The sequence below is a fragment of the Paraburkholderia oxyphila NBRC 105797 genome (assembly GCF_000685075.1).
GTDB classification, from domain to species: Bacteria; Pseudomonadota; Gammaproteobacteria; order Burkholderiales; family Burkholderiaceae; genus Paraburkholderia; species Paraburkholderia oxyphila.
Genome location: NZ_BAYD01000099.1, coordinates 24,810 through 36,778, shown reverse-complemented (window position 1 = coordinate 36,778; position 11,969 = coordinate 24,810). Strand labels below are relative to the sequence as shown.

Sequence of the window (11,969 nt, the reverse complement as noted above, 5' to 3'; positions counted from 1 at the left end):
TTAAGGCCAACATTGAAAAAACCGGCCCGCCCCCGATTATTCACGATTCGTGTTCAATGTCTCCACGCCTCGGGGGCTTATCTCCGGCGTCCTTTGAGGCATCCTTGCAGTCACGGAGAGCGCGTCAATCCAGGCGTGCCAGGCAACGGAGAACGAGACATGAGCAAGACCTTCAAGATCGCGGCGATTCCCGGCGACGGCATCGGCCTGGAAGTGATGCCCGAGGGCGTGCGCGTGGTGGAGGCGGCGGCCGAAAAGTTCGGCCTGAAGATCGAATTCACGCACTTCGACTGGGCGAGCTGCGACTACTACCTCGAGCACGGCAAGATGATGCCCGACGACTGGTTCGCCACCCTCAAGGGCTTCGACGCCATTTACTTCGGCGCCGTGGGCTGGCCCGACAAGGTGCCCGATCACATCTCGCTGTGGGGCTCGCTCCTCAAGTTCCGCCGCGAATTCGACCAGTACGTGAACCTGCGCCCGGTGCGCCTGCTGCCCGGCGTGCCGTGCCCGCTCGCCAACCGCAAGCCCGGCGACATCGACTTCTTCGTGGTGCGCGAGAACACCGAGGGCGAGTACAGCTCGGTGGGCGGCAAGATGTTCGAGGGCACGGACCGCGAATTCGTGCTGCAGGAGTCGGTGTTCACGCGCCAAGGCGTGGACCGCATCCTGAAATACGCGTTCGAGCTCGCGAACCAGCGCGGCCGCAAGAAGCTCACGGCCGCTACGAAGTCCAACGGCATCTCGATCAGCATGCCGTACTGGGACGAGCGCGTGGCCGCGATGGGCGAAGCCTACCCGGACGTGAAGTGGGACAAGCAGCACATCGACATCCTCTGCGCGCGCTTCGTGCTGCAGCCGGACCGCTTCGACGTGGTAGTGGCGTCGAACCTGTTCGGCGACATCCTTTCCGACCTCGGCCCCGCCTGCACGGGCACGATCGGCCTCGCGGCGTCGGCGAACCTGAACCCGGAGCGCAAGTTCCCGTCGCTGTTCGAGCCGGTGCACGGCTCGGCGCCCGACATCTTCGGCAAGGAAATCGCCAACCCGATCGCGATGATCTGGTCGGGCGCGATGATGCTCGACTTCCTCGGCAACGGCGACGCGCAGTTCAAGGCCGCCCACGACGCCATCATGCAGGCGATCGAGAAGGTGCTCGTGGAAGGCCCGCGCACGCCGGACATGGGCGGCGCAGCAAAGACGGCCGACGTGGGCAAGGCCGTGGCCGCCGCGCTGTGAGCCGCTGCAACCCGCTTTGAGCCTGAATTGAGCGCGCTCGACGCGCGCTTTTGAAGGTGCTTTGAAGATGTCCAGACGCCCGGTGTTCCGACGAGGAACCCGGGCGTTTTTTACGAATGGCCTACCTGGGATAAACCCTTGTCTCAATGAAAACGAATTTTCAGATGAGGGTTTGCGTGTAATTATATTTACATCGCAACGCTGACACGCCCAGGTTCCCCATGGCCGCACGGTCACCCCATCCGCTGACGTCCGAGACGTCCGATTCACCCGATGCCGAGATCGTCGCGCGCCTGAACGCGGCGATGCCGGACCTCACCCCCGGCCATCGGCGCATGGCCGAGTATGTGCTCGCCAATCTGTTCCAGTCGGCGACCATGCGCATCGACGAGCTCGCGCACGCCGTGGGCGCGTCGGTGGCCACGGCCAACCGCTTCGCGCGCGCGCTGGGCTTCGACGGCTATCCCGCGTTTCGCGAGGCGCTCGTGCGCGGCTTCGAGGCCACGCTCGCGCCGGTCGAGCGCCTGCGCACCGCGCAGGAGTCGCCTACGAGCGGCGCCGAGCTGTTCGGCGCCTCGCTGGAGCAAGCTGAAGTCAACCTCCGTGCGTCGCGCCAGTCGATCGACAGTGCGGCGGCGGCGGCCGCTGTCGACGCGATCATGAAGGCACGGCGTGTCTTTATCGTGGGCTCCGGCACGAGTGCGTTTCTGGCGGGGCTCATGGAGCTCGCGCTCTTGCCCTACCTCGACAACGTGCAGACGCTGTCCACCATCGGCGGCCCGACGCACGCCGCGCGCCGGCTCTTCGGCGCCGGCAGCGACGACCTCCTGATCGGCATCGCCTTTCCCCGTTACGTCGACGACACCATCAAGCTTTCGCGCCGCGCCGCGCATCTCGGCGTGCGCGTCCTCGCGCTCACCGACAGCAGCGATTCGCCGCTCGCGCGCTTCGCCGATCTGACGCTGCTGGTGCGCGCGGAGCGCCGGCTCGCCGCGAACTCGGAGGCCGCGGTGCTGGCCGTGATCGAGGCGCTGTGCGACGCCGTGGCCTTGCGCGCGAAACATTCGGTCGAGGCCGCGGCCACCATCACCGAGTCGGTGCTGCCCTGGCTGACGCCGGAGTCCGCCGTGTCGGCGGCCGCGAGCCTCCCGGCAGCGGCGCCTTCGAACCCATCCCCCCGCGAAACTTCGCGCTCGAGGAGCAAGTCATGAACACCAGCCCAGTCATTGCCATTCACGGCGGAGCGGGCACGATCCTGCGCACCGCGATGGCCTCCGAAACTGAAGCCCAATACCTCGCCGCGCTGAGCGGCATTCTGGCGGCGGGGCAAAAGATTCTCGCCGAGGGCGGCAGCGCGCTCGACGCGGTCACCGAAGCGGTGCGCCTGCTCGAGGACTGCCCATTCTTCAACGCGGGCCACGGCTCGGTCTTCACGGCGGCGGGCACGCATGAGCTGGACGCGTCGATCATGGACGGCCGCACGCTGGAAGCGGGCGCGGTGTGCTGCGTGAAGCGCGTGCGCAATCCCGTGCTCGCCGCGCGCCGCGTGCTCGAGCACAGCGAGCACGTACTGTTCACCGGAGAGGGCGCGGAAGCGTTCGCGGCGGCGCAGGGACTCGAGTTCGTCGAGCCGGGCTATTTTCATACCGACGCGCGCCACCGCCAGTGGCTGCTCGCGCGCGGCGCGCAACGCGCGATGCTCGACCATGACGGCGCGACGCTCGCGGCTGGGGTGGACAAAGCGTCGGACAACGCGGCGCACCAGGCCGAAGCAGGCGAAGGCGGCCTGCCGCACGAGCCGATCGATCCGAACCGCAAGCACGGCACGGTGGGCGCGGTTGCGCTCGACGTTCAAGGGCATCTCGCCGCCGCCACCTCGACGGGCGGCGTCACCAACAAGCAGCCGGGCCGCGTGGGCGACTCGCCGCTGATCGGCGCGGGCTGTTATGCCGACGACGCCACCTGCGCCGTTTCCACGACCGGCTCGGGCGAGATGTTCATGCGCATGGTCGCGGCCTACGACGTTGCCGCGCAGATGCGCTATGGCGGCGCGACGCTCGCCGACGCCGCGGCGAACGTCGTGATGGAGCGGCTGCCGCGCATCGACGGCCGGGGCGGTCTGATCGCGGTCGATGCGCGCGGCAATGTCACGCTGCCCTTCAATACCGAGGGCATGTATCGTGGCTATGCCCGCGTGGGAGATGCGCCCGTCGTGGCGATCTATCGATAAAACAGCGCTCGCAGGGCAACTCGAGGGGGAGTGTCCTGCGCTGTAAATGAAGGAGTCCAAATCGTGCAGATGCATTCAGGCGCCGACGCACAGGCGGGCGCGCGTGCCGGGGACGGCATCGAATTGCCGTCCCGCCGTGTGATCGAAGTCCGCGATCTCAATGTGGCCTTCAGGCGTGGCGCGGGCACGTTCAACGCCGTGCGCGACCTGTCGTTCCACGTCGATCGCGGCGAGACGCTGGCCATCGTCGGCGAATCGGGATCGGGCAAGTCGGTGACTTCGCTCGCGCTCATGCGCCTCGTCGAGCATGGCGGCGGCCGCATCGCGGGCGGCAGCATCGTCCTGCGCCGCCGCAACGGCGACGTGCTCGACCTCGCACGCACGAAGGCGTCCACGCTGCGCTCGGTGCGCGGCGGCGACATCGCGATGATTTTTCAGGAGCCGATGACTTCGCTCAACCCGGTGTTCACGGTCGGCAGCCAGATCAGCGAGGCCATCGCGCTGCATCAGCAGGTGAGCCGCACGCAGGCGCGCGCCGAGACGCTGCGCTTGCTCGACCTCGTGCGCATTCCCGAGGCGCGCCGCGTCATGGACCGCTTCGCGCATCAGCTCTCGGGCGGGATGCGCCAGCGCGTGATGATCGCGATGGCGCTCTCGTGCAAGCCCGCGCTGCTGATTGCCGATGAACCGACCACCGCGCTCGACGTCACGATCCAGGCGCAAATCCTGCAATTGATTCGCGGGCTGCAGGACGAGATGGACATGGGCGTGGTGTTCATCACGCACGACATGGGCGTGGTGGCCGAGGTGGCCGACCGCATCCTCGTGATGTATCGCGGCGAGAAGGTCGAGGAAAACGATGCCGACGCGCTGTTCGCGGCGCCCCGGCATCGCTATACGCAGGCGCTGCTGGCCGCCGTGCCGAAGCTCGGTGCGATGCAGGGCACCGATGCGCCCGCGAAGTTTCCGCTGCTCTCGGTGGGCGCATCGCCTGACGATGCGCCGGGGGCAACGATTGCCGTTGAGGCGAGCGCAGCCGCCGCAGCCGCTGCAAATTCGACGATTCACGTACAGCCGGATATGCCGGCGCCGCCCATCCTGCGCGTGCGCGATCTCGTGACACGCTTTCCCGTGCGCAGCGGCCTGTTCGGGCGTCTCGCGGGCCGCGTGCATGCGGTCGAGAAAGTCAGCTTCGACCTGCACGCGGGCGAGACGCTCGCGCTGGTGGGCGAATCCGGATGCGGCAAGTCCACCACGGGCCGCTCGCTGCTGCGCCTCGTCGAGAGCCAGAGCGGCGCGATCGAGTTTGGCGGGCGCGATATCGGCACGCTGAGCGGCCCGGCATTGCAAACCTTGCGCCGCGATATCCAGTTCATCTTCCAGGACCCGTTCGCGTCGCTCAATCCGCGCCTGACCGTGGGCTTCTCGATCATGGAGCCGCTGCTCGTGCACCGCCTCATGCAGGGGCCCGAGGCGCAGGCGCGCGTGGAGTGGCTGCTCGAGCGCGTGGGGCTGCCCCCCTCGGCCGCGCGCCGCTATCCGCACGAATTCTCGGGCGGCCAGCGCCAGCGCATTGCGATCGCCCGCGCGCTCGCGACGAATCCCAAGGTCGTGGTGGCCGACGAGTCGGTGTCCGCGCTCGACGTATCGGTGCAGGCGCAAATCGTCAACCTGATGCTCGATCTGCAGCGCGAGCTGGGCATGGCCTATCTGTTCATTTCGCACGACATGGCCGTGGTCGAGCGCATCAGCCATCGCGTCGCCGTGATGTATCTGGGGCAGATCGTCGAGATCGGGCCGCGCCGCGCCGTGTTCGAGCAGCCGCAGCACCCGTACACGAAGAAGTTGATGGGCGCCGTGCCGATTGCCGACCCCGCGCGCCGTCACGCGAAGCGCATCCTCGCCGCCGACGAGTTGCCGAGCCCGATACGCGCGCCCGGCGACGATCCCGAGGTCGCGCCGCTCGTCGCGGTCGGTCCGGGGCATTACGTTGCGAAGCACAGCGTGGGCGGTGCGTTCTGAGGTTGCCGCGCGTGCGCACTCGTGTTCACGATAACGAGTGTTCGCGCCAGCCGTGCATGTTCTTGCGGCGCACCGGTCCCGCAAGCTTATTGAGTAAGGAGGCCTGATCTATGAAAGAAGTCAAGAATTTGAGTTCGTTGCGTGCTGTGTCGCGTCTGGGCGCATGGATGAGCGGCAGCGCGCTCGCGTTCGCGCTGCTGGCGGGCGCGGGCGTCGCGCAAGCCGCGCAGCGCGCCGTGATGGCGGTCGATTCGACGTTTTCGACGCTCGATCCGTACGACGCGAACGATACGCTCTCGCAAGCGGTGTCGAAGTCGTTCTATCAAGGCTTGTTCGGCTTCGACAAGGACCTGAAGCTCGAGAACGTGCTCGCCACCGGCTATGACGTGAGCCCGGACGGCCTCGTCTACACGTTCAAGCTGCGCCAGGGCGTCAAGTTCCAGGACGGCACCGACTTCAACGCGGCAGCCGTGAAGGCGAATTTCGACCGCGTGACCAACCCCGCGAATCACCTCAAGCGCTACAACATGTTCAGCCGTATCGCGAAGACCGATGTGGTGGACCCGTACACGGTGAGGGTGACGCTCAAGGCGCCGTTCTCGGCATTCGTGAACGTGCTGGCGCATCCTTCGGCCGTCATGATCTCGCCCGCGGCCATGACGAAGTGGGGCAAGGACATCGGCTTTCATCCGGTGGGCACGGGCCCCTTCGTGCTCGTGAAGTGGGACCCGGCCGGCGACCTGCTGGTGCGCAAGTACGACGGCTACTGGAAGAAGGGCTATCCGAAGATCGACGAGATCGACTGGAAGCCCGTGGCCGACAACAACACGCGCGCGGCGCTGATGCGCACGGGCGAGGCCGACTTCGCGTTTCGCATTCCGTTCGAGCAGGCGAGCGCGTTCCAGTCGAATCCCAAGGTGGATCTGATTGCGACGCCTTCCATCATCCAGCGCTACATCAGCCTGAACACGACGAAGAAGCCGTTCGACAATCCCCTCGTGCGCGAGGCGCTGAACTACGCGATCAACAAGGACGCACTCGCGAAGGTGGCCTTCTCGGGCTACGCGCTGCCATCGGACGGCGTGCTGCCACAAGGTGTGGACTACTCGATCAAGCTCGGCCCCTGGCCGTACGATCCCGCGAAGGCGCGTGCGTTGCTCAAGCAGGCCGGCTACCCGAACGGCTTCGAAACGACGCTGTGGTCGGCGTATAACAACTCGACCTCGCAGAAGGCGATCCAGTTTGTCCAGCAGCAGCTTGCGCAAGTGGGCGTGAAGGCGAACGTCGAGGCGCTCGAGAAGGGCCAGAGCGTGGCGCGCGTCGAGAGCGCGCAGGACCCGGCAACGGCGGGCGTGCGCATGTACTACATCGGCTGGTCGTCGTCGACGGGCGAGGCGGACTGGGGCATCTCGCCGCTGCTCGCTTCGGCGTCGTGGCCGCCGAAGTTGATGAACACGGCGTACTACAAGAACCCGGCTGTCGACGAGGATCTTTCGAAGGCGCTCGAAACCACCGACCGCGCGAAGAAGACCGCGCTCTACACGGACGCGCAAAAGCGCATCTGGGCCGACGCGCCGTGGGTCTTCCTCGTGAAGGAGAAGATCGTCTACGCGCGCAGCAAGCGCCTTGCGGGGGCGTATGTGGCGCCTGACGGGTCGTTCAACTTCGAAGATATCTCCGTTCGCTAACGCTTGCGGGTCTCGCCGGCCGTGCGCCTCGCGCGCGCGGCCGGCGCGGCTGGCATGCCACGATGTGATGCGCTCATGCTGAATTTCCTTGTCAAACGCCTGCTGGGGCTCGTGCCGACGCTCTTCATCGTTGCCGTCCTCGTGTTCCTGTTCGTGCATCTGCTGCCGGGCGACCCGGCGCGCCTCGCCGCCGGCCCCGAGGCCGACGACGCGACCGTCGCGCTCGTGCGGGCAGACCTCGGCCTCGATCAGCCGCTGCCGCAGCAATTCGTTCACTTCTTCGCGCGCATCGTGCAAGGCGACTTCGGCGTCTCGATGCGCAGCAAGCGCCCGGTGGCGACCGAGATCGGCGAGCGCTTCATGCCGACCCTGCTGCTCACGCTGACCAGCATGGTGTGGGCCGTGGTGTTCGGCATGAGTATCGGCATCGTCTCCGCCGTGTGGCGCAACCGCTGGCCCGACCGCCTGGGCATGGCGCTGGCGGTCTCGGGCATTTCGTTTCCGGCCTTCGCGCTCGGCATGGCGCTCATGGAGCTGTTCTCGGTCGAGCTGGGCTGGCTGCCGGTGGTGAGCGACGGCACCTGGCGCAGCTATGTGCTGCCATCGCTCACGCTCGGCGCGGCCGTTGCGGCGGTGATGGCGCGCTTCACGCGGGCGTCGTTCGTCGAAGTGCTGGGCGAGGACTTCGTGCGCACCGCGCGCGCGAAGGGCGTGGCCGAGCAATGGGTGGTGGTCAAGCATTGCCTGCGCAACGCGATGATTCCGGTCGTCACCATGATGGGCTTGCAGTTCGGCTTCTTGCTGGGCGGCTCGATCGTCGTCGAAGTGGTGTTCAACTGGCCGGGGCTCGGGCGCTTGCTTGTGGATTCCGTCTCGATGCGCGATTACCCCGTGATCCAGGCCGAGGTGTTGTTGTTCTCGTTCGAGTTCATCGTCATCAATCTGATCGTGGACGTGATGTACGCGGTCATCAATCCGACTATCCGTTTCAGGTGAGCACGCCATGAGCACGACTCTCAACGAAGCCGCGCCCGCGCAGGACGAGGCCATCCGCACGCCTTGGCGCGAGTTCTGGCGCAAGTTCCGCAAGCAGCACGTCGCGCTCGGGGCGCTCGCGTTCGTGCTGCTGCTCGTGCTGGTCGCCGTGTTCGGCCCGCATTGCGTGCCCTACGACCCCGAGAACTATTTCGACTACGACGCGCTCAATGCCGGCCCGTCGGCGGCGCACTGGCTCGGCGTGGACGCGCTCGGCCGTGACATCTTCAGCCGTATCGTCGCGGGCACGCGCATCTCGCTTGCGGCCGGCTTTGTTTCGGTGGCGCTGGGAGCCGTGGTGGGCACGTTCTTCGGCTTGCTGGCGGGGTACTATGAAGGCTGGTGGGACCGCATCACGATGCGCATCGCCGACGTGCTGTTCGCATTCCCAGGCATTCTGCTCGCGATCGGCGTGGTGGCCATCTTGGGCAACGGCATGATCAACGTGATCTGCGCCGTGGCGATCTTCAGCATTCCCGCGTTCGCGCGCCTCGTGCGCGGCAACACGCTGATGCTCAAGCACCTCACGTATGTGGAGGCCGCACGCAGCATTGGCGCGTCGGACTGGGTCATCATCATGCGGCACATTCTGCCGGGCACGGTCTCCTCGGTGATCGTCTATCTGACGATGCGCATCGGCACCTCGATCATCACCGCGGCGAGCCTCTCGTTTCTGGGCCTCGGCGCGCAGCCGCCCACGCCCGAGTGGGGCGCGATGCTCAGCGAGGCGCGCGCCGACATGGTGACCGCGCCGCACATTGCGCTGTTCCCGAGCCTTGCGATCTTCTTCACCGTGCTGGCGTTCAATCTGCTCGGCGACGGTTTGCGCGACGCGCTCGACCCGAAACTGGACCGCCCATGAGCACGACGCATCCGGCCGATCCGCCGCATATCGGCGCATTCAATCGCGGCGCCACCGGCACGATTGCCGATTTGGCTGGCGTGCGCGTGGGCCATTGCACGCTCGACGCGGGCGCGGTGCAAACCGGCGTGACCGTCGTGCTGCCGCATGCGGGCGATCCGTATCGCGAGAAGGTGCCCGCCGCGGCGTCGGTCATCAATGGCTTCGGCAAGAGCATCGGGCTTATGCAGGTCGATGAATTGGGCGTGCTCGAAACGCCCATTGCGCTGACCAACACGTTCGGCGTGGGAGCGCTCGCGCAGGCGCAGATCCGCGAGGCCATCGCCGCCAATCCGCGCATCGGACGCGAGTGGCCGACCGTCAATCCGCTCGTGTTCGAATGCAACGACGGCTATTTGAACGACATTCAGGCGCTGGCCGTTACCGACGAGCATTACCGCACCGCCTGCGAGGCGGCGAGCCATACGTTCGCGCGCGGCAGCGTGGGGGCGGGGCGCGGCATGTCGAGCTTCGACCTCAAGGGCGGGATCGGCACGGCCTCGCGAGTCGTCGACGTAGCGGGCATGCGCTGCACGGTGGGCGCGCTCGTGCTCGCGAACTTCGGCCGCCTGCCCATGCTCACGGTCGCGGGCGTGCCGCTTGGGCGCATGCTGGCGGAGCGTCACGCGAAGGACGGCAAGCACGCCGAACCCGAGAAAGGATCGATCATCATGCTGATCGCGCTCGACGTGCCGCTGGACGCTCGGCAGTTGCGCCGCGTGTCGATGCGCGCCGCCGCGGGGCTCGCCCGCACGGGGTCCAGCTATGGCCACGGCAGCGGCGACATTGCCATGGCGTTCAGCACGGCTTACACGTTGCCGCACGATGCGCCGCTGTTCCGCCTGCCGCCGCTTCTCGCCGACGCGCATCTCGATCCGCTGTTCCAGGCGAGCGCGGACTGCGTCGAGCAGTCTATCCTCGACGCCTTGTGGCAAGCCACGACGGTGCATGGCCGCGACGGCCACGTGCGTCTCGCGTTGCGCGACGTAGCGCCGTAAGAGGGATTGCGACGTCTGGAAAAGGCGCCATGGGGCGTCTTTCCAATAATTGCGCCCGATTTGCGCGGCGCCAGTGCGCCATCAAAACGCGATTGACACCGCGTGTGTTTCTTATATGAAATGTGCTGTTCCGCGAGCACAAGCCATGGCTGCATCAGGTTTGGTTGCAGGCGTGTACGTGGAGTTCTGACAGGATGCGTGCGCAAATCCGCTCGGTGGCGTGATGATCCCGTTCAAAACATGGACAAGTCAGCAGGCGCGATCTTGGGGAGATAACCATGCTGGGAATGACACTGGAAGGTGCACTGGGGCTCGGCGATCAATTGCAGTTTTCATCGTTTCCTGAGAATTATTATCGAAATACCGGGCAAAAAATTATCGATGTCGATCGCGCCTGGATATTCGACCATAATCCCTACGTGGTGAGAGACGAGCAACCGGCCAGTGTGCTGAACCTTTGGACACAACAATGGCCGTGGGCAGAACTCGTACCGGCGCCGGAATACGAAAAGAAACCCGTCTATTCATCCATAGCGGAGCGGACCGGCACGATTTTCGGTCACGTTGCCTATTTGCGGCATCCGAGACTTTACCGGTTCGAAGCGCTTCCGACGCTTGAAAAACGAGTCGTCATTCATACGACCGGCAAGCGCATGCCGGTTCAGTCCGCGCACGGTGAAGACCGCCCGCGCTGTCTATCTGGGGAAATCATCGACCACATCCGTCAAGCCTACGCTGGGTATGAAATCATCCAGGTCGGTTCGTTGGACGATGTCGATGCACAGGTTGTCGACTGCCGGGGAATGAGTGATATCTGGGAGGTTGTTCGTCTGATCGCACAGGCGAGGATATATATCGGTGTCGATAGTGGGCCGTACTGGATTGCTTCATGTTTCCCGAAAATCTTCCGGAAGAAAGTGTTGATGCAGTACCCCCCGGAGTTCTTGCGGAACGGTTTTGTGCCGATGCACGCGCTAAACGCGCATACGCATTGGCACGATCATTCCTGTTTCTATTTCAATAGAACGATCGATGACGCAGGCATCACATACGGATATCTAAAGCTCTAGCGGGCTGTTGCGGTGTCCACCCTGCCGGTTTCCATGACGCGTCTGCCCACCTGCAGACGGATGTATGCAGCGCTGGAACTGAAGTTTGAGCTGGGCCTGGTTGTGCTCGCCCAGGCCAGTGCGCGCCATCAAATCAGAATCGACACAGCCCGCGCGTGCTGCGTATCTTGCGGAAAGCCAAAGGAGTGCGTCCTTTTGAGACGCTTGGCGGCCCTTTGCGGTTAGCTTTGCCCCACGCGTGTCCGATCGAAAATACGATCGCGCGTGTCGGCCGGGGAACCTATCGAGAACGCCTGCTATTCCCGGCCTCGAGGCAGGTACTCACAAGGAGACCAACATGCGTGAGAAAGGGGAGGTCGCTGCGCGCCTGATCGATGTGATGCAAGAGGGGATTTACGGTACGGCAACGGAACTGGCGACGCGGGTCAAGGCCGATGCCCGCAGCGTGCGCGCGGTCCTGCGCCTCTGGCTTGAAGCGGGGATCGTTCACGTGGCCGAGGAGGTCGTGCCCGGCCGCGCGCGCGTATTTCGCTATGGCGGCACATCGTCGCCGCCTGCCGGCTTGCCCGGCGCAATGCCCCACAAGCCGCGCCGCGGGCCCGTGGTTGCCGTGGATCGTTGGCCCCAGCTCGATTCCGACCTGGCGGCTGCGGTTGACGCAATGGTTCGCGTACGGGTACGCGAGCCTGTGCGCGTTCGTTGAGCCTCGTCGCCGAGGACGCTCCGCCGAGGGCGCTCCTCGGCGGCGCTCGCGACGGGCATGCGTTAAGGCCTCTGACCGATCGC

10 protein-coding genes are annotated in these 11,969 nt (G+C 65.6%); all 10 read left to right on the top strand.

Features of this window, described 5'->3' with window-relative positions:
- Positions 1-159: 159 nt before the first annotated feature.
- Entirely contained in the window at positions 160-1,239 is a 1,080-nt protein-coding gene (locus BO1_RS38225) for a tartrate dehydrogenase (protein WP_028222081.1), read from the top strand.
- 221 nt (positions 1,240-1,460) lie between these two features.
- Complete coding sequence (locus BO1_RS38220) at positions 1,461-2,450, top strand: MurR/RpiR family transcriptional regulator (RefSeq protein ID WP_043288331.1); 990 nt, start codon at positions 1,461-1,463, stop codon at positions 2,448-2,450.
- Complete coding sequence (locus BO1_RS38215; protein ID WP_028222079.1) at positions 2,447-3,469, top strand: isoaspartyl peptidase/L-asparaginase family protein; 1,023 nt, start codon at positions 2,447-2,449, stop codon at positions 3,467-3,469. The genes BO1_RS38220 and BO1_RS38215 overlap by 4 nt, the downstream gene beginning before the upstream one ends.
- Before the next feature lie 69 nt (positions 3,470-3,538).
- A complete protein-coding gene (locus BO1_RS38210; protein ID WP_043288347.1) occupies positions 3,539-5,491 on the top strand; it encodes a dipeptide ABC transporter ATP-binding protein in 1,953 nt (650 codons plus the stop codon).
- 167 nt (positions 5,492-5,658) lie between these two features.
- On the top strand, positions 5,659-7,179 hold the full coding sequence (gsiB, locus tag BO1_RS38205; protein ID WP_043288345.1) for a glutathione ABC transporter substrate-binding protein GsiB: 1,521 nt from the start codon (positions 5,659-5,661) through the stop codon (positions 7,177-7,179).
- A 75-nt stretch (positions 7,180-7,254) separates the two neighbouring features.
- Positions 7,255-8,175, top strand: coding sequence for a glutathione ABC transporter permease GsiC (gene gsiC, locus BO1_RS38200; protein ID WP_028222076.1), 921 nt, complete (start codon positions 7,255-7,257; stop codon positions 8,173-8,175).
- A 7-nt stretch (positions 8,176-8,182) separates the two neighbouring features.
- On the top strand, positions 8,183-9,076 hold the full coding sequence (gsiD, locus tag BO1_RS38195; RefSeq protein WP_028222075.1) for a glutathione ABC transporter permease GsiD: 894 nt from the start codon (positions 8,183-8,185) through the stop codon (positions 9,074-9,076).
- A complete protein-coding gene (locus BO1_RS38190) occupies positions 9,073-10,113 on the top strand; it encodes a DmpA family aminopeptidase (protein WP_028222074.1) in 1,041 nt (346 codons plus the stop codon). The genes gsiD and BO1_RS38190 overlap by 4 nt, the downstream gene beginning before the upstream one ends.
- 278 nt (positions 10,114-10,391) lie before the next feature.
- The gene (locus BO1_RS38185; protein ID WP_028222073.1) at positions 10,392-11,183 is read left to right on the top strand and encodes a glycosyltransferase family protein; all 792 of its coding nucleotides are present in this window, start codon (positions 10,392-10,394) and stop codon (positions 11,181-11,183) included.
- 337 nt (positions 11,184-11,520) lie between these two features.
- Positions 11,521-11,886 (top strand): hypothetical protein, encoded by a 366-nt coding sequence (locus tag BO1_RS38180; protein WP_028222072.1) that lies wholly within the window; start codon positions 11,521-11,523, stop codon positions 11,884-11,886.
- Positions 11,887-11,969: the final 83 nt, after the last annotated feature.

What these genes read in the sequence shown, in the direction of transcription:
- BO1_RS38210 (WP_043288347.1), top strand. Translation starts at nt 3,539, where the DNA reads ATGCATTCAGGCGCCGACGCACAGGCGGGCGCGCGTGCCGGGGACGGC.
- gsiB (WP_043288345.1), top strand. Translation starts at nt 5,659, where the DNA reads ATGAGCGGCAGCGCGCTCGCGTTCGCGCTGCTGGCGGGCGCGGGCGTC.
- BO1_RS38220 (WP_043288331.1), top strand. Translation starts at nt 1,461, where the DNA reads ATGGCCGCACGGTCACCCCATCCGCTGACGTCCGAGACGTCCGATTCA.
- BO1_RS38190 (WP_028222074.1), top strand. Translation starts at nt 9,073, where the DNA reads ATGAGCACGACGCATCCGGCCGATCCGCCGCATATCGGCGCATTCAAT.
- BO1_RS38185 (WP_028222073.1), top strand. Translation starts at nt 10,392, where the DNA reads ATGCTGGGAATGACACTGGAAGGTGCACTGGGGCTCGGCGATCAATTG.
- BO1_RS38180 (WP_028222072.1), top strand. Translation starts at nt 11,521, where the DNA reads ATGCGTGAGAAAGGGGAGGTCGCTGCGCGCCTGATCGATGTGATGCAA.
- BO1_RS38215 (WP_028222079.1), top strand. Translation starts at nt 2,447, where the DNA reads ATGAACACCAGCCCAGTCATTGCCATTCACGGCGGAGCGGGCACGATC.
- gsiC (WP_028222076.1), top strand. Translation starts at nt 7,255, where the DNA reads ATGCTGAATTTCCTTGTCAAACGCCTGCTGGGGCTCGTGCCGACGCTC.
- BO1_RS38225 (WP_028222081.1), top strand. Translation starts at nt 160, where the DNA reads ATGAGCAAGACCTTCAAGATCGCGGCGATTCCCGGCGACGGCATCGGC.
- gsiD (WP_028222075.1), top strand. Translation starts at nt 8,183, where the DNA reads ATGAGCACGACTCTCAACGAAGCCGCGCCCGCGCAGGACGAGGCCATC.